Origin of the sequence: Candidatus Cardinium sp. cBcalN2, from assembly GCF_022810445.1 — a bacterium.
Lineage (GTDB): Bacteria > Bacteroidota > Bacteroidia > Cytophagales > Amoebophilaceae > Cardinium.
Genome location: NZ_JAACGD010000023.1, coordinates 1 through 17,905, shown reverse-complemented (window position 1 = coordinate 17,905; position 17,905 = coordinate 1). Strand labels below are relative to the sequence as shown.

Annotated in this window: 13 protein-coding genes and 2 tRNA genes; 6 read left to right on the top strand and 9 right to left on the bottom strand. The window is 37.1% G+C overall.

Annotation, left to right across the window (positions count from 1 at the left end; all coding sequences use genetic code 11):
* Window positions 1-93 precede the first annotated feature (93 nt).
* The 6 genes from MUW74_RS00920 to MUW74_RS00895 all read right to left on the bottom strand — a co-directional run bounded on the left by MUW74_RS00920 (window position 94) and on the right by MUW74_RS00895 (window position 5,941).
* Window positions 94-396 (bottom strand): YtxH domain-containing protein, encoded by a 303-nt coding sequence (locus MUW74_RS00920; protein ID WP_243517242.1) that lies wholly within the window; start codon window positions 394-396, stop codon window positions 94-96.
* A 24-nt stretch (window positions 397-420) separates the two neighbouring features.
* Window positions 421-1,545, bottom strand: a complete 1,125-nt coding sequence (nusB, locus tag MUW74_RS00915) for a transcription antitermination factor NusB (RefSeq protein WP_243517231.1) — start codon at window positions 1,543-1,545, stop codon at window positions 421-423.
* A 15-nt stretch (window positions 1,546-1,560) separates the two neighbouring features.
* Complete coding sequence (locus tag MUW74_RS00910) at window positions 1,561-2,673, bottom strand: Glu/Leu/Phe/Val dehydrogenase (RefSeq protein ID WP_243517229.1); 1,113 nt, start codon at window positions 2,671-2,673, stop codon at window positions 1,561-1,563.
* 132 nt (window positions 2,674-2,805) lie between these two features.
* A tRNA-Ser gene (locus MUW74_RS00905) sits at window positions 2,806-2,894 on the bottom strand.
* 55 nt (window positions 2,895-2,949) lie between these two features.
* Window positions 2,950-3,531, bottom strand: a complete 582-nt coding sequence (locus MUW74_RS00900; protein ID WP_243517227.1) for a non-canonical purine NTP pyrophosphatase — start codon at window positions 3,529-3,531, stop codon at window positions 2,950-2,952.
* Between the two features lie 109 nt (window positions 3,532-3,640).
* Complete coding sequence (locus MUW74_RS00895; protein ID WP_243517225.1) at window positions 3,641-5,941, bottom strand: transglycosylase domain-containing protein; 2,301 nt, start codon at window positions 5,939-5,941, stop codon at window positions 3,641-3,643.
* A gap of 606 nt (window positions 5,942-6,547) precedes the next feature.
* Here MUW74_RS00895 and MUW74_RS00890 point away from each other — a divergent pair.
* The 5 genes from MUW74_RS00890 (at window position 6,548) to MUW74_RS00870 (ending at window position 13,715) form a co-directional block, all read left to right on the top strand.
* On the top strand, window positions 6,548-8,272 hold the full coding sequence (locus MUW74_RS00890; RefSeq protein ID WP_243553018.1) for a putative glycoside hydrolase: 1,725 nt from the start codon (window positions 6,548-6,550) through the stop codon (window positions 8,270-8,272).
* A 76-nt stretch (window positions 8,273-8,348) separates the two neighbouring features.
* Entirely contained in the window at window positions 8,349-9,719 is a 1,371-nt protein-coding gene (locus MUW74_RS00885) for a transglycosylase SLT domain-containing protein (RefSeq protein WP_243553017.1), read from the top strand.
* 21 nt (window positions 9,720-9,740) lie between these two features.
* On the top strand, window positions 9,741-10,034 hold the full coding sequence (locus MUW74_RS00880; protein ID WP_243517216.1) for a DUF721 domain-containing protein: 294 nt from the start codon (window positions 9,741-9,743) through the stop codon (window positions 10,032-10,034).
* 82 nt (window positions 10,035-10,116) lie between these two features.
* Complete coding sequence (mltG, locus tag MUW74_RS00875) at window positions 10,117-11,169, top strand: endolytic transglycosylase MltG (RefSeq protein WP_243517213.1); 1,053 nt, start codon at window positions 10,117-10,119, stop codon at window positions 11,167-11,169.
* 68 nt (window positions 11,170-11,237) lie between these two features.
* Entirely contained in the window at window positions 11,238-13,715 is a 2,478-nt protein-coding gene (locus MUW74_RS00870; RefSeq protein WP_243517202.1) for a valine--tRNA ligase, read from the top strand.
* A gap of 447 nt (window positions 13,716-14,162) precedes the next feature.
* On the opposite strand, the gene MUW74_RS00865 is transcribed toward MUW74_RS00870, so the two are convergent.
* The 3 genes from MUW74_RS00865 to MUW74_RS00855 form a co-directional block, all read right to left on the bottom strand.
* Window positions 14,163-15,032, bottom strand: coding sequence for a hypothetical protein (locus MUW74_RS00865; protein ID WP_243553016.1), 870 nt, complete (start codon window positions 15,030-15,032; stop codon window positions 14,163-14,165).
* Between the two features lie 438 nt (window positions 15,033-15,470).
* A complete protein-coding gene (gene rlmB, locus MUW74_RS00860) occupies window positions 15,471-16,256 on the bottom strand; it encodes a 23S rRNA (guanosine(2251)-2'-O)-methyltransferase RlmB (protein ID WP_243553015.1) in 786 nt (261 codons plus the stop codon).
* 67 nt (window positions 16,257-16,323) lie between these two features.
* Window positions 16,324-16,396, bottom strand: a tRNA-Met gene (locus MUW74_RS00855).
* A 102-nt stretch (window positions 16,397-16,498) separates the two neighbouring features.
* Here MUW74_RS00855 and era point away from each other — a divergent pair.
* On the top strand, window positions 16,499-17,410 hold the full coding sequence (gene era / locus MUW74_RS00850) for a GTPase Era (RefSeq protein ID WP_243517196.1): 912 nt from the start codon (window positions 16,499-16,501) through the stop codon (window positions 17,408-17,410).
* The last annotated feature ends 495 nt before the right edge of the window (window positions 17,411-17,905 follow it).

Below are 17,905 nucleotides of genomic sequence, written 5' to 3'. Positions count from 1 at the left end.
AATTCATTTTTTACCAATTTCGTGAACAAATACTAAAAAAGTAAGCTAAAAATCAAACCCTGTGCCAACCACACTGCTGAATAGGCTCTTTTTCTATTGCATTTTTTCTTCTAGTTGGGCAGCTATCAGCTCCAATTCTTTTAAGATTTGTTGAGCAGAGCTTACAACATCTGTAATTACCTCTTTACCGCTGTTTTTGGCTTCGTTTGTTAGGTCATTTTTATGACCTATAAGTTTTAAGATAAAGGCATGCAACTTTTTTTTGGATGATTTTAATCTGTACATTACCTCATCCCTGGCTATTGATCCCTTTGTAGGTGCGGAAAGGATGCCTACAAAAGCACCCAAACAGAAACCTAAGCAAAGGATTATTAAATTTTCAATTCTTTTTATCATGACTTGGTCGGTTAAGTAGTTGGCTTATCTATTGATTCCTTTTAAAATACCTTCTAATACACCATTTACAAAAGCTCCGCTTTTAGTGGTGCCATACCATTTGGCTATTTCGATATATTCATTGATAGATACTTTACAAGGTATCTCTTTACACTCAAGCAATTCTGCTAGAGCTAATTTAAGTATCAACTTATCTGTTAATAAGATACGTTCACTATCCCATTTTTCACTTTTTTGGCCAATCATCGCCTCATAGACACTATTGTTTTGTATGACAATTGTACAAAGACGATTGTAAAAAGCTGCTTCTATAGTCCAATTGCGTTCTAAGTTTTGCCAGAACAGGGTAAATCCAGCAAAATCTTTTGTAGAGAGCATCCGGAAGATTTGCGTTAAAATTTTTTTTACGATACGCTTATGTTCGTCCCAGTAGAGGTCCCTCATAGCTAGGAAATCATTAATGGGAGACTCTTTTAATATAATATCTTGCACAATGCAGTCCAAAAAATTTACACTACTATTGGCATCTGATACATACGTTTGGGGCATCTCTGCAGACTGAATGAATGCGCTATACCAATTTAGTACTTTGTCTTGATGTTTGGCCCAACTGATCTCATTTTTATAAATGGCTTTGATCCACTTGTTATGGTTATACAATTCCTCTAGCAAGGGGTCTTGCGACAACTGTTTTTTAAGGTTGCCTGGTTTGCATGAGTCATGTTCTGCTTTTGCCAATTTGTACCATGCTAACAAAAGTAGTAAGGTATATAGAAGATCTATATAAATAGATTCCTTGGCCTGGTTAAATCCATTCTGTAAAAAAGTTTGATCTTGCCGCAATGTAGCCATATAGTGGCCAAGATGTTTACGTACAGATTGCTCAATTTTTTTATTTTCCTGATAAGCAATAAGCTCTGAAGGTAGTTGTTTGGTTATAGCTTCGTAGCAAAGTGCAACGGCTAGGCTTTGTGCATTGGCTAGATGTTGCTTTTCTGCAGGTTCATTGAAAAACTTATCAAAGATAAAATCTTTTTTTACTTGTTCTATAACCTCTTGTTTATGAGCTTGTTCTGTAATAGTATAAGCATAAAGATTTTGTAGTGCTTTTATGCGAACAAAACGGCGAGGAATAACGAAATTTTCCATTATAATGCAGCTGCTTTATCTAGCCAATTGTCCATTTTTTATACTTTGAATGCGTGCTATGGCCATTTCTTGTGCTACTTCTTGTGCTGGGCGAGCTGTTTTTTCAGCTTGATTGAACAGATCTAGACAGATGGTATAAAGTTGCTCTATACGTTGTCTGACCAATCCTTTAGATTTTGGGTCTAATTCTGTAACAGCGTTGATTAATCCACCTGCATTGGCTAAAAAGTCAGGTGTATATAGAATGCCTTTTTCAAGTAGGCGTTTGCCGTCTTTTTCTTGATCGGCTAGTTGGTTATTGGCTGCACCAGCAACAATGGCACAATTCAACATAGGAATGGTTGTGCTGTTTAAGGTACCGCCTAAAGCACATGGTGCATATATATCTAGTGGCCAGCTGTATAACCGTTCACTGGGAACTACCTCTACTTTACAGATCTTTGTTATAGCTTCGAGTCGGTTGGGGCAGATATCAGCTACAAAAACTATTGCTCCCTCTTGGCATAGCAACTGCGTTAAACAGTAGCCTACTTTACCGATACCGGTTATACCAATTTTTTTCCCTACTAAGCTATCTGTTCCAAATTTTTTTTTTACAGCAGCCTTCATGCAAACGTATACCCCATAAGCGGTATGCTCCGAAGGATCTCCACTACCACCTAATGCTGCAGGCAAGCCTATCACATGGCGTGTTGACTTAGCAATATGCACCATATCATCTACAGTTGTATGGTAGTCTGGTGCCGTAATGTAATGGCCACCTAATCGTTCTATAAAGTTTCCATACTTGCGTAGTAGGCCTTCATTAAGTGTTGTCCCTTTTTTTTTAATAATAACTGCTTTACCACCTCCAAAGTCTAACCCGGCTATGGATGCTTTGTAGGTCATGCCACGAGAAAGCCTTAAGACATCTTTAAGCGCATCTTTTTCATCTTGGTATTCAAAAAAACGTACCCCTCCCACAGCAGGGCCTAGGGTTGTATCGTGCATAGCCACGATCGCTTGTAGGCCGGTTGCTGCATCCTGAAAATAGACGACTTGCTCATGTCCTTTCTGGGAAAAATGGGTGGAGTCATTTGCGTAGTTGCTAAAGATATAATTAGAAAAAGTTTGTTCTTTTATTTTCATAGGGGGTACTAAGGATTACGTAGGTTAAGTGAATGGTGCAATATACAAAAAAAGAGCCTTAAATAGGCATTTTGAGGGAGAGCATAAATATGGAGAGCATAAATATTTAGTCTATTTTGGGTAGGAGGGGGGTGGAGTAGGGGGGATTCGAACCCCCGGTACCCTGTTAGGGGTACACCCACTTTCCAGGCGGGCACCTTAAGCCACTCGGCCACCACTCCAATCATTTTACAAAGCTACAGCTTTTTTTAATAGATTGAAATAAAATTAGTTAGTTTATGGGGTGTCGTTGCTTGTATCTTGTGTCAGGTAGTCTAACAGTAGCATAAGTGCTTTATAGCGATGTGAAACTTTGTTTTTGGTATCTTTCTCCATCATAGCATAACTTATATGCCATCCATCTGGTTCAAATATAGCTTCCCAGCTAGTTTCGTGCGGCGTAGCTTTGCTAGGGCTAATAATTTTGCCATGCATGGTACCGGTAAATAGCTTCACAGATTGGTTAGGGCCTTTTGTATAGGCGAAGGTAGAAGTAGCTATAGCAGTTTTATCTTCATAATCTGATAAAATACGTATTAATCCCTCTAGGCCTATTTTTTGTATAAAGGTTTTAATGTAAGGGCCAGGGAGGCCATTTAAACTATTAAAGGCCAATGAAGTATCTTCAACTAAAATACTATCTTCTATAATTGTAGCAGCGGTTATGCATTTGTTAATCGCAACTTCATCTAAAGATGCTTGTAATTCTGGTAATTCTAAGGCATGATGCACCAACTTAAAAATAGTATGATTGCCTAAAATGGGGTGCACATCTTTTAGTTTTAATGGATTGCTGGTGACAAAGTTGATGGTTTGCATAAGTGATCACGAAATGGTTATGCACTATATTTAAGGTTCTCAAATATAACGATAAAAGTAATAATATAAACCATATTACCCATATTGCATCTACTGTAAGTGGCCTATTTTAGAATATCTTATCTACATCTAATTCTATAGTAGTTATTAGTTTTTTGTTTGCTACCTCACTTGAGCTACCGTTGGCTGGATTGCCAGATCGGTTTAAGGTATGTTGTGATTTACCTTGAATAATATTTTTTACCCTTTCAGATAAGATTTGATTAGCTATCAAAGGACCTTTTCTATAAATTAGATCAGGATCATTATATAATCTTATAATGAATTTTTCCCATATAGGGCGGGCAGTTACACTACCTGCTCCTAGGTTAAAATCTCTAAAATGAATGCAGCGATCTTCTCCACCTACCCAAACGCCTGTACAAAGATTTTGGGTTAATCCAATATACCAACCATCTGAGTGGTTAGAGGTAGTTCCGGATTTTCCTGCTATATCATTATCTGCTCTTAGCGCCATAGATACCCCTTGTAAAGCACCTTCATCTAATGTGCCTTGTAGCATATAAGTCATTAGGTCAGCTGTATCTTCATGAATGGCTTCGTAGCGCTGTGGTATAAAGGTTTGTAATACATTACCATGTTTGTCTTCAATATGGGTAATAAAAAAGGGCTCTGTCCATACCCCTTTGTTTAAAAAAGTACTGTATGCCCCTACTATTTCATAAATAGAAGCATCACTAGAGCCTAGACAAATCGCAGGAACTGGGTCTAAAGGACCTTTTAGGCCCATCCTTTTAGCATAATCTACAACCAATTGAGGGGTAAGTTGTTTAATTAAATAAGAGGTTATAGAGTTGTAAGATTTGGCCATAGCATAACGCAAGGTATATTTTTTACCCGAGTAAGTTTTCCAGGCATTTTGTGGTGTCCAAGTATCTCCATTGGGCTGTACAAAGGTAACGGGCTCATCTGTGACTAGATCTGTGGGTAAGTAACCATTATCCAATGCTACTGTGTAGACAATAGGTTTAAAAGTTGAACCTGTTTGTCGTTTACTCTGTTTAACATGATCGTATTGAAAATATTTATAATCAATACCACCTACCCAGGCTTTGATATGGCCTGTGTGGGGATTCATGGCCATACATCCGGCTTGTAGTATCCTACGATGATGTTTAAATGCTTCTAACGGGGTAACGGTTTGATGAATAGGGCCTTTCCACGAAAATAATTCTGTTGGTACAGCCGTATGCAATGCTTGATTGATCGCATCCTTATCTGAACCATATTTTTTAAGTAATTCTTGGTAGAGTGGTGTCTTTTTTATCTCTTTGTCAATATAGTCTTCTATTTCTTTGCCATTTTCGTGAATCCATGGGTTTTGATCTTTCCAATGTTCATCAAATGTATCTTGTAGCAGTGCCATCTGTTCTTTTAAAGCAGCTTCTGCGTGTGCTTGTACGCGGCTATCAATGGTAGTATAGATGCGTAATCCATCTGAAAAAATATCATACCCATTTTCTTGGCTCCATTTTAAGAGAAAATCACGTACTATTGCTCTAAAATAAGGTGCTATACCTTTTTCGTAATTTTCTTCTTGATACTGTAATTCAGTAGGTATTTCGCAAATAAGATCGTATTCAGATTGTGTTAGAAAACCATATTTGACCATTTGAGATAAGACTACATTTCTGATATAGTGGGCTTTTTGAGGGTTTTTTATGGGGCTGTAGCGACTAGGAGCACGTAATAGCCCTACCAATAGTGCGGCTTCTTCTACACGCAATTCAGCTGGTGTTTTGTTAAAAAAGGTACGTGCAGCTACTTTAATACCATATGTATTGCTTCCAAAGGTAACGGTGTTTAAATACATAGCTATAATTTCTTGCTTGGTATAGGCGCGTTCGAGTTGAACAGCTAAAATCCACTCCTTGGTTTTAAGGATCAGCGTACTTAGCAGGGGAATATCCGAACATTTTCCTCTATAGCTTAACTCTTTTCTAACATTAAAAAGATTTTTGGCTAATTGCTGAGTAAGGGTACTGCCACCACCTTTATGTTGTCGTAATAGAATGGAAAGAAAAAAGGCGCGTGATAATCCTCGTAAATCTATGCCGGCATGTTGTTCAAAACGATAGTCCTCCGAGGCAATAAGGGCATGAATCATATTGGAAGAAATCTCTTCATAGGTTACAGGACTCCGGTTGTTTCTAAAATATTTCCCCAGCAAAACGCCATCAGCCGCATAGAGTTCAGAAGCTAATTCGCTTTGAGGGTTTTCTAACAAGGCTGCTGATGGCATGCCGCCATACAGATTATAAAAATCGACTTGAACAGAAAAAAGATAAATAGGAATACTTATAATGGCTCCTGCAAAAAATTTCCAAAGTATACGTATTATTTTTTCCATATTATGTTATAATCTGCCCTTATCTCCCTTGTCTGAGTCAACAACAAAATATTGGTTACTGTTCAAGAAATGGTGTCGATTTAAGGGTCGTATTTTATTGATTATCAAATATAAAATTATTTATTCTGTCCATTATTGCGCAGTAATTTTTATACCACTTTTTTCTTGATAAAACAGTGGACAAAAAATCAAGCCCTGTGCAAAAAACTGCTGAAAGCTCAGCTTACAGCTGGAAAAACAGAACTCGCCCGCTGTGTGGGCTTCAAACAAAACTGTTGTTCTATTTCAGCTGTAAGTTGAGCTTTCTGATCGCAGCTTTTTACAGGGGGGCGTTTTTATATATCATTGTATCTAGTAATCAATTAAATATATATCTTAAGTTGACGCCATTGCGTGAACAGATACCAATATTCATAAATTTAGCTTTATTTTTACTATAAAAGTAAGCTAGTTCATGCGTTTAAGTTGATTAGGCTAAGCCTTAGATTATTTTTGTTATATTTCGATTGATTTTATCATAACTTAAATTTGATGTACAAATCAAGATTAGGCGGGCTTGTATTTATTTTTCTACTCCTTGAAAGTTCATTTTTATGGGCTTCTGGTATGGGTAACTATCGATTAAGTCTTCTGGGAGAATTAGAAAAAAAAATTTGGAGGGGGTGGGTCTTTGCTAAGGGAGAAGGCTTGCCTTTGCGTTGGATCTATCCTTTTAAAGCAATGGAAAAACGGCCACTCACTGCTGTTGCTAGCACCTTAGCTAGGCCTGAACAGGTTATTGTAGCCACAGGTGAAGAAATATTGTTATCACAAGATGGGGGGCAGACTTTTAGATGGGTAGCTGACAGGCATGCGATTGCTCATTTATCTTACTTTACCGCAGGCGCTATTTCAGAAGAAAATCCAAATGAATGGATAGTTGGTACTTCTTGTCATGGTTTTTATATAACACGAGATGCAGGAAAAAGCTGGCGCGCTATACCTGCAGCCGCTATTTGTTTGAGTGGTCAGTATTATGAAACGATTAATGATATAGCCTACCATCTTTCCGATCCTGACAAAGTTTATTTTGCCTATGGGCCTCATGGAAAAATAGCCTTGTTAAACATCAAAACAGGCTTTATTGAACCTATATTATCTCTTCCAGAGCCAGATGGAATTGTCTCCCTATCGACTATAAAAGTCAATTCAGATGTCTGGTTGATCGGTCAAACGCAATCATCTATTTGGATCTTTTGTAATAATAAGTGGCTAAAAAATCGAACGCTTTATACCGGTTTTTCACCTTATTTTTCTGAACCTAGACGAAAAAAGATCCAAGATAAAAGAGGTATTTATTTAACAGCTTGGACAGCTAATAATCTACAAAGCTTACGCAACCATTTTGTGTTTATTAAGCATAATGGTATGAATGCGGTTGTTATTGACTTCAAAGATGACTTTGGGTCTATCATGTATAATTCTCAGGTTGCCATGGCGCGTGAGGCTAAGGCGATCCGTCCTATTGTCAATATAGAGGCTCTTCGTACCTTGGCAGATGAATTTAACATCCATCTTATAGCCCGTCTTGTGGTTTTTAAGGATGAAAAGCTTTATCGGTATGCTAGTAATCGCTACGCATTATGGGATAAAAAAAGAGATGCGCCATGGGCACATTTTATAAAAAATAGTACAGGTAAGCTGATACAGCGAGAATATTGGGTCGATATTTTCTCGACTCAAGTTTGGGATTACAACCTACAAATCGCCGAAGAATTGCAACGTCTAGGCATTGATGAAATTCAATTTGATTATATTCGATTACCTTCAGATGGCCCGTTAGGTACCATTGCTTACCGTCACAATATTTATGAAATGAAGGCCATAGATGCCCTAGAGTCTTTCTTAAAAAGGGCGCGTGCAGTATTGAGTTTACCTATATCTGTTAATGTATTTGGCTATAACGGCTGGTTTTTAACCAATGCACTTGGACAAAATATCCAGCGGTTAGCACTATATGTAGATGCCATCTCTCCTATGACCTATCCTTCTCATTACCACACAAAATTTTTGGGGACTATGCCATACCTAAAAAGAGCCAATCTACTCTATAAAATAGGATCAGATCGTGCTGCTTTCTATACAAAGGAGCAAACTTGTATTCGTCAGTACGTTCAAGCCTTTCTTTTGGGGCCGGAAAGGAAATTTTCAAAAGAGACATATTCCAATTATATCAAAGAGCAAATAGCAGGTGTTTATAGCTCGAAAGGTTCAGGTTTTTTACTCTGGAATGCTTCCAATAATTATTATATGGTAAAGCAAGATTTGGCTCCTTCTCACTTATGGTATTGATCTTAATCTATAATGAAATAAACTTTGCGTCTATTGCTTACAAATGAATCGATCTATGCGTTGGGTTTTTGTTGTTATGACATGGGTACCATTGAGTGGATGGGCTGTTGATGTGCCACAATCGATTGTTGCGCCAAAAGTAGTGCCATTTGCCAACATGCGGTTAAAGTTTACACGCGGTGCCTATAAACGGCTACAAGAAAAAGTAAATCAGTTGACTCGGTCTAAAAAGTCGTTTAATGAAATCTTAGAAAGAACCCATCTTTTTTTTCCATTTATAGAAAAAATCTTGGCTGATGAAAATGTGCCAGATGATTTTAAATTCCAAGCCGTACATGAAAGTACCCTCATAGGGCATGCAGTAAGCCATACAGAAGATGTAGGCTTTTGGCAAATTCAAAAGGCAACTGGTTTGGGTTTACAATTAACCATCAATCATGTTGTAGATGAAAGAATGCATTTAATTCAGTCTACAAAAGCGGCCGCTCGTTTTTTAAAAATCAATCATCAATATTTTGATAGCTGGTTAGGTGCACTATTGGCCTATAATAGGGGTAGGGCAGGTGCAGTAAAGATTTTTCCTAAAAAATATTATGGTGCCAAAGTAGTACGATTGGATGATAAAACCGATCATTACATTATCTCTGTTATAGCCACTAAAATAGCATTTGAGAAAATGGCTGGGAAAAAAAAACATCCCAAATGGCAACTATTTGTTTATAAGCAGGGCCATCATGGTCAGACATTAGCAGATATTGCTGCGCATTTCAAGATAGAAGAAAAGTTATTATACGAACACAATCGGTGGCTTAGAACAACCCTGGTACCGCCTAATACAAAGTGTGCTTTATTGGTGCCATTTCTTCACAGCCGTTCCAATATCCATCCTGTTTTAAAGTTGTCTAACCCATTAAAAAATCCATTGCCTCAACAAAAAAAAAATCTTACAAAGTTAACATCTGGTCAAAAGATTAACGGATCCTCTCATACAGATTATGCCAAATACTTCAAGTCTGTCAAAATATTTCCTAATATTATTACTTTAAAAGATCCTCGTTCTACCAGGCTCATTAAAGCCAATGGCCTAGTGGCTATTATAGCCCAAAAAGGAGATACTGTTTCTTTTTTAGCTAAACTAGGCAACCTGCAAATAGATAATTTTCTTCTTATAAATGATATGAAAAAAACAGACCAACTTATTCCAGGAGTTATATACTATTATAGCCCAAAAGCCAGAAAAGGGGGGAGCCATTATCACGTTGTAGCACCAGGAGAAGATATATGGCGTATTGCCCAGCGATATGGTATGAAGCAATCTGCTCTTTTAGAAAAAAACCGGATGAAACAGGTAGAAAAATTGGAAAAGGGGCGTATACTATGGTTGCGCTTTATTAGGCCTCGTAAGATTCCAGTTGAATATTATGAAGTAGACGCTATACCTAGATGAAAAATAGTTAGATAAACCATTATGAACAATTCGCATCAGACAAAAAGTCTTAGAGAACTGGTGAATAGATTTTTTGAATCCTCTCCTTTTCAGAAACAATTAACAACTGCTATGGTGCGTCTTGCATGGGATAGCGTTATGCCCAAGGTGGTTTGTGATAGGACAGAAAAGCTTTATGTACATCATAATAAAGTTTTCTTAAAAATAACCTCTTCTCCTTTGCGGCATGAATTACAACTTAATAAAGATAAAATTCTTGCTATGCTCCATGAAGCTATGACCAATAGGCTTTTAGAGGATGTTGTTTTTTTATGATAAAAAAGTGTATCTGGTCAGCTTATTGGCCAATAAAGTATTTTTGACATTTTACACATCTGGTTAAGAGCAACATTGATATATGGCCAATCTTTTTTCGATTTATAGAGATTGTTTCTTAAAAAAAGCAATCCAATGGATATTTGGGGCCATCTTTGCTAGTTCGATTACCTCTTATATAGTATTGGCTCTGCCTAATATTTACCCACCCAATCGTTTATTAATCATTCCAAGGGGGTGTAGGCTTTACCAGCTCAAAGAAAAACTAAAAAATGAAGGCTATATCAAAAATACTACCACTTTTTTATGGGCAGCTTACTTATTAAGCTATCATCCTGAAAATAAGCCTGGTCAGTATCGACTGATGGGTAATATGAATAACTGGCAAGTGATTAGAATGCTTCGTAGTGGGATGCAGCATCCTGTTAAGCTTACTTTTTCTAGTGCGGCCAATAAAACTTCTTTAATAGATCAACTAGTTAGTTATATAAGGCTAACCAAGGAAGCACTATGGGCTTTACTCAATGATGTTGACAAGTTATCTGCCTATGGATTTACGCCAGAGAATGTATTAACTATGTTTATTCCAGATACGTATGAAGTATATTGGACGATTAGTGCAGAACAATTACTATCGAAAATGCACCGAGCTTATCAACGTTTTTGGCATGCCACACGACTCAATAAAGCGAAAAAAATAGCATTAAGTCCAGTGGCTGTTTCTATTTTGGCTTCTATTGTGCAAGGAGAAACAAACGATCCGCAAGAAGCAGCTATGATTGCAGGCGTTTATCTCAATAGATTAAAACGCAATATGCCCCTTCAATCGTGCGCAACACTTATCTATGTGCTAAGAGAGGATCAATCTAGTGTTAGAAGGGTATGGCAGCAGGATACCTATATCGATTCTCCCTATAATTCTTACCATAAAAGAGGGCTACCACCCGGACCTATTGGTTTACCTAGCGTAGCCATGATTGATGCAGTACTTAATTATATATCCCATGATTATCTTTTTTTTTCCGCCAAAGAGGATTTTTCAGGATTACATTACTTTGCACGTAATTATACAGAACATCTAAAAAATGCCGATAAATATCGGAAAGCACTGGATCGCTTAAAAATTATGCGTTGAAGCAAAGCAATCTAGTTATATTTGTAATATTTTGTAATACCCTAAACCATTTTTTCAAATAGCCACTTATGACTGTACCTTCTTTACCTCTATCTTATAACTTTTTAGAAAGAGAAAAATATTGGCAGCAATTTTGGCAAACAGAAGCACTCTATAGCTGGGATCCTACGGTTCCTCGTGCCCATACTTTTGTAGTAGATACACCCCCACCTACGGTTTCTGGACAGTTGCATATAGGCCATGCTTGTAGTTATACACAGGCTGATTTTATTGTCCGATTTCAACGAATGTTGGGTAAAAATATTTTTTACCCGATGGGCTTTGATGACAATGGTTTGCCTACAGAACGATTGGTAGAAAAACAAAAAGGAGTTCGTGCCGCTCATATGGATCGGTCGACTTTTATAGCATTATGTAAGGAAGTAGTGGCAGATGAAGAGGAAAAATTTAGGCATCTCTTTAAAGCGATGGCCCTTTCGGTTGACTGGAGCTTGGAATATCAAACGATTAGCCCACTATCTCGTAAGCTGTCCCAGCTGTCTTTTTTAGCCCTTTTAGAAAAAGGGGAGGTATATCGTAGTGCGCAACCTATGCTCTGGGATCCAGTAGATGGAACTGCCTTAGCACAAGCTGATATTGAGGATAAAGAGCGAATGGCTTATATGAATGAAATCCTATTTGTTCACGAAGCGACGCAAAGCCCCCTACCCATTGCTACCACTCGCCCCGAATTGTTACCCGCTTGTGTAGCCTTGTTCTATCATCCCGATGACTTGCGCTACCAATATTTGGCCGGTACCTACGCAATTACTCCTATATTTAACAAGCGGATACCTATTTTATCCGATGCACTTGTACAACCTAATAAGGGAACGGGTTTGGTGATGTGTGCTACCTTTGGTGACCAAACAGATATTTTATGGTGGAAAAAGCACCAACTCCCTATTTGTGTCATCCTAAATAAACAAGGACGTATTACCTATCCTGGTCCATTGGAAGGGCTCAAGGTAACAGAGGCACGGGAAACAATGACTCAAATCTTAAAAGATCAATCCCTTTTGGTCAAGCAAACCACCATACATCAATCGGTAAAATGTGCCGAACGCTCTGGAGCACCTTTAGAAATGCTCACTACGCCCCAGTGGTTTGTACGAACAATAGCGCATAAATCAGCGTTATTAAATAAGGTTAAACAAGTAAAATGGCATCCTGCTTCGATGCAACATAGACTCGAAGAATGGATTAATAGCCTAGCTTGGGATTGGTGTATTAGCCGTCAGCGGTATTTTGGTGTACCTTTTCCAGTTTGGTATTCTAAACGATCTGGGGAAGAAGGTAAAATTTTGCTTCCTACTATAGATCAATTACCCATAAACCCATTGGAAGATCTACCCATAGGCTATACAAGGGCAGAGGTAGAACCAGACTATGATGTCATGGATACTTGGGCCACTAGTAGTATTTCTCCACAGCTTGCTTCACATGCTATTGATAAAAATTTTAGTGTGGACTATAATAGGCACTTACAGTTGTTTCCAATGGATTTACGCCCACAAGCCCATGAAATTATACGGACTTGGGCCTTTTATACTTTACTTAAAGCCCATTTGCATGAAGATACTCTTCCCTGGAAAAATATAATGATCCATGGATGGTGTCTGGCACCAGATAAACAGAAAATGTCTAAATCTAAAGGCAATGTATTGGTTCCTGAAAAGCTTTTACAAGCATATGGAGCGGATGTAATCCGCTATTGGGCTGCTAATGCCCGTTTGGGTGCAGATACTTGCTATTGTGATAATGTGATGAAAAATGGGAAACGACTGGTTACCAAATTATGGAATGCGGGTAAGTTTATTTTGAGCCATTTTGATAAAATAGCAGACATCAACCAGCTGTTTTCCTTGCATGCATTAAAACTTACCCATACCCTGGATAGATGGCTCTTGCAATCTTTGGCAGAGCTGACTGAAAAAGTCGAACTACATTTACGATCCTATGGGTATGCAGAGGCGTTGGAGTTGGTAGAAAGATTCTTTTGGTCTGTTTTTTGTGATGATTATCTTGAGATTAGTAAAACCAGGGTCTACAATCAAATGGGGCAGGATGACCAAGGTCAACGTAGTGCTATTATCACGCTTTATCATACTTTTTATGGTGTATTACAACTTTTTGCACCTATTTTACCTCATATTACAGAAGAACTAGCCCAGGGGCTTTATCCCCATAAAGGTTCTATTCATCAAAGAGGCAGTTGGCCTAAATGGGCATTAAACACTACCTTGAGTCAAGCGCAAATGGAAGAAGTAGAGGACCTTAGAACCATCATTGGACTGGTACGTAAAGCTAAAGCAGATGGTAAGCTTTCGATTAAAGCACCGATTCAGTTACTTGCGATTAGGGGTAGCATGTTTAATAGAGATTTAACTCAAGACCTGCAAGCGGTTACAGCTGCTGCCAAGTTAGTATTTAGGGATGGATCTTTCGATGATATGGATATGGAGGTAGTAGGGAAGGGGTGTGCTATAGGGATTGTGTGGGGGTGAGGCATTGTTAAAGTTACTTTTTGATCAAGTAAAAAGTAACCTAAAAAGCAAGACCTGAGTAAAAAGTTGTTAAAAGTGCCCCTTACAGCTGGAAAAACATAACTGGGCCGCTTCGCCGGCTTTAAACAAAACTGTTTTTTCTATTTCAGCTGTAAGAGATACTTTCTGATTGCAACTATTTTACAAGGTGCGTTTTTATTTTTTTTGATGTAATGATACTAAATCAACCTCTACACCAATATAAAAAATAGGTTAGCAAGAAGATTCCTGATATTCCTCGTCTTCTGAGTATTCTGAACAAGTAAATTTCAATTTACTGGGTCTTAAATCTATACTAGAGAGTGATTTTTCTAGATCATATTTTCGTTTTTTTGACTTAAAAATATTAAATTCTTTTTTGTTTGTTGCATTAGGTTTTGGTTTATTAGAAGCATCATAATTTTGTTCTTACAACATATCATTCCATTCTGTTTCTAGATCATCTAGAACGAATCGTAACGATTTGTATTTTGAACTTTCAGTATATCCATAGATTTCTTTATAAAGTGTATTTTCATGCTTGTATAGCGTGTCTATTAGAGAAATATACATGTGAATTTTTTGCTTTAGATCTTGATTGTTTGGACATAAACGAAACACATTAATGTTGGTTTCAATGTCATGAATCAATCTCTTAAAGATTGTGCACCTTGGTGTGTTGTCTTCTTCAGGCGCTGATAAAGCTAGTATTTGTACTTTGGAAGTAATACTAGCGAAATTGTCGGTACGTTCTAACAATTTTTTATTTTTGCAATTTTGAGTTGCTTTATTAAGAACCTCATATAGATTATCAATATTTTGATTTTGATAGTCTTTGCTTGCTTTTTTAAGTATTTTGTATAGAGCCTTAATATTTCGTTCTGTTAGTACGTACACTTCTTTATAAAAAGACTTATATGCACTATATAATATATTATTTTTTTCGATTGCAACCATTTTCTTTTGCCTAGCATCAAGCGTTTGACACATCTGTCTTAGAAGATCACATAGCGGCTTAAATGTGAACTCCTTTGATTTGACATTTAATGATAGTGCTGGATCGGATTTTATTTCTTCATTTCTTATGTAAGAATTAAGAGATATAGATGATCCTTTACAAGACTTATTATTAGATAATGTTCTAATAAACTCACTCTTACTTTGTATTGCATTACACCCAAGTAAATGAACGAATAAACTACTAGATAACGTGATTGCTACCGGAAATTTGTTTTTTGAGAAAAAACCCTTGCTTATTGATTTATTTTTGTTAACTGTCATAAATGTAATTGGTTTCAATTATAGTTTACTTTAATCCATGTTATGGATTATCTCCTAATCTATAGCTTTTATTATAAGCATATAGCTGCAGTCTTAAAATCGTTTCTTCTGAACTTGCCATTCATATTTTACTTCTTTATCAATAAAAAAGCAAGTTAAAATATGCTTAAATCTTAAAAGTAGGCCAATAGATCAACCAGTTATCGGTAACCTAAAAGACTTTGCAAATTTATTTATTCTAAACAAGAATTGCAAATTATATAGAGGTCTTCATTCAGTCCACTAAGTACGAAGCAATTTTTATCCCCCTTTTTGCTTGATCAAAAAAGAGATCACTTACTGATTGCAACTATTTTACAAGAGGTGCTTTTTCTTTTTGTGCGTGGCCTTGTCAAAATAGTGCATAGATACGTTACCATAGCTGATTATATAGTTACGTGATTGGCAATAAGTCTACTATACAAAACGTTGCCGGAATACTTCGTATAGTATGATACCAGCTGCCACAGAAACATTAAAAGAAGCAATAGGGCCTTGCATAGGAATGCAAATATGATCGCTAACCAATCTTAAATGTTTGTGTGCTATGCCATGCTCTTCACCTCCTAAGATAATGGCAATAGGCAGTTTTAGGTCTACTTTATATATCGATTGCGCAGCTTCTGCATGGCAAGCCAATAGGATTAATCCACTTTCTTGTAAAAAACGCAAGGCTTTACTCAAGTCAGCTACTCGACAAATCGGTAACGTGGCTAATGCACCGGCTGACGTTTTCATGGCTGCGCCAGCTAAGCCAGCACTACCTTGTGTAGGCAATACCAATGCATCAACACCCATACAAAGTGCAGTACGAGCAATGGCTCCTATATTGTGTACATCTGTTAGGCCGTCTAATACGACTATTAAAGGAGCTTTAGCCTGCTCAAAGGTAGTCTGCACCACCCAGTCTAAAGGAGCAAAAAAAATAGGTGATAGAACTGCTACAATACCTTGATGATTTCCACGAGCCATGCGATTCAATTTCTCAATGGGCACATAGCTAAAAGGAATTTCATGTTTGCGAACCAGGTTGTATAACGATTTGGTTAAGACTGTTTTATTTTTTTTTTCAAAAAAAACTTTTTCAATCGTTCGGCCAGCTAATATGGTTTCTATAACTGCCCTGCAACCAAAAATTAAGCTTGAGGGGGTATATGTTGCTTTTTCACTAAATGAAGACATAATACATAGAGAAATTGGCATGTTACATTTTTGCTTGACAAAAAATATAGCTAAAAAACCAAGGAGATAGTTAAGAAAGGAGAGCAAGTTGCGGGGATAGGACTCGAACCTATGACCTTCGGGTTATGAGCCCGACGAGCTACCAACTGCTCCACCCCGCGGTAAATCTTTCAAAGAATCAAGCGTAAAAGATTGTCTGTATAACGACTTGAATTATTACAAATTTATATGTTTTTTTGTAACATTGCAAATATATTATTCTTATGCACAAACATACAAGCAATTATCAAGCTGGTTTTGTAGCGATTTTTGGCAAACCAAATGCTGGCAAATCTACCTTAATGAACCTATTAGTAGGTGAACAACTAGCCATTACCCATTCAAAAGCACAAACGACACGCCACAAGCTCTATGGAATCGTTTCTGAAAAGAACTTTCAAATTATTTATATAGATACACCGGGTTTGATTACCCCTGCTTATCCGCTACAAGCGGCTATGATGGAAGGTGTAAAAGTGGTTTGTGCAGATGCTGATATCTTTATCTGGTTAGTAGATGTACAAGACCTGGAAGTGATTCCGTGGCTTGATGAAAACGGTACTGAAAAACCAATTATATTGGTATTGAATAAAGTTGATTTAATCAAAGCTAATCAACTTAATCAAGCAATAGCTTACTGGCAGCACTATAAGCCAGGAATAACAATTGTACCTATATCAGCTATAAAAAATGAAAACATCGATCAACTCATTCAACATATTGTTAAATCGTTACCCAATCACCCTCCTTATTATCCAGAAGCAACCTTAACAGACAAGTCCGAGCGTTTTTTTGTACAAGAAATCATACGTAAAAAAATACTAGACCAATACCGCCAAGAAATACCTTACAGTGTAGAAATAGTGGTCGATGATTTTAAGGAAAGAGAAACCCTGATTACAATTCGATCGATTATACATGTAGAACGGCAAACCCAAAAAGGGATTTTGATTGGTCAAAGAGGAGATGCGCTAAAAAAATTAGGTATAGCTGCTAGGGAAGCATTGGAAAAGTTTTTCCAGAAGAAAATATTTCTAGAACAACGTGTAAAAGTTACCCCAAACTGGCGTAAAAATGGATTACTATTGGCCAGATTTGGTTATCCAAATATCCCCCAAAATAAAAAGAGGAATTAAGTCTAAGTGAATTAGAAACTTTGTATAAGCTAAAAACATTAGTAATCTACAAAATGAAGCAGTTGCAGTAGAAAAATCACCAACCATATTTTAAATCTTAAGCAGTTTCCGTTCGCCTAATGGCGTCAACTTAAGGAATTTTTAATTATTTTTATTTGATTATAAGTTTTTTTATCTTACTTTTTTAAGTAGTTTTAAAAAATTCATTTTTTACTAGTGTCATGAACAGATACCTTAAGACTTGGATTTGAAATGCAGCGTGTGTTAAGCTACAGTTTGGAAAAAAACTTAGGCACTTAAGCTAAAAAACTGTCACAAAATCAGTAGCCATTCAGCGCAGTGACAAAGCTACGTAGAAAAAGCAAAAACACCCCTTGTAAAATAGTTGCGATCAGAAAGCAGCCCTTACAGCTGAAATAGAAAAACAGCCTGTTTGAAGCCCGCGAAGCGGGCAAGTTCTGTTTTTCCAGGTGTAAGGTGTAGTAGTTGATATTT

What these genes read in the sequence shown, in the direction of transcription:
- MUW74_RS00880 (WP_243517216.1), top strand. Translation starts at nt 9,741, where the DNA reads ATGAACAATTCGCATCAGACAAAAAGTCTTAGAGAACTGGTGAATAGA.
- MUW74_RS00900 (WP_243517227.1), bottom strand. Translation starts at nt 3,531, where the DNA reads ATGCAAACCATCAACTTTGTCACCAGCAATCCATTAAAACTAAAAGAT.
- MUW74_RS00890 (WP_243553018.1), top strand. Translation starts at nt 6,548, where the DNA reads ATGGGTAACTATCGATTAAGTCTTCTGGGAGAATTAGAAAAAAAAATT.
- MUW74_RS00920 (WP_243517242.1), bottom strand. Translation starts at nt 396, where the DNA reads ATGATAAAAAGAATTGAAAATTTAATAATCCTTTGCTTAGGTTTCTGT.
- MUW74_RS00870 (WP_243517202.1), top strand. Translation starts at nt 11,238, where the DNA reads ATGACTGTACCTTCTTTACCTCTATCTTATAACTTTTTAGAAAGAGAA.
- MUW74_RS00885 (WP_243553017.1), top strand. Translation starts at nt 8,349, where the DNA reads ATGACATGGGTACCATTGAGTGGATGGGCTGTTGATGTGCCACAATCG.
- MUW74_RS00895 (WP_243517225.1), bottom strand. Translation starts at nt 5,941, where the DNA reads ATGGAAAAAATAATACGTATACTTTGGAAATTTTTTGCAGGAGCCATT.
- mltG (WP_243517213.1), top strand. Translation starts at nt 10,117, where the DNA reads ATGGCCAATCTTTTTTCGATTTATAGAGATTGTTTCTTAAAAAAAGCA.
- era (WP_243517196.1), top strand. Translation starts at nt 16,499, where the DNA reads ATGCACAAACATACAAGCAATTATCAAGCTGGTTTTGTAGCGATTTTT.
- nusB (WP_243517231.1), bottom strand. Translation starts at nt 1,545, where the DNA reads ATGGAAAATTTCGTTATTCCTCGCCGTTTTGTTCGCATAAAAGCACTA.
- rlmB (WP_243553015.1), bottom strand. Translation starts at nt 16,256, where the DNA reads ATGCCAATTTCTCTATGTATTATGTCTTCATTTAGTGAAAAAGCAACA.
- MUW74_RS00910 (WP_243517229.1), bottom strand. Translation starts at nt 2,673, where the DNA reads ATGAAAATAAAAGAACAAACTTTTTCTAATTATATCTTTAGCAACTAC.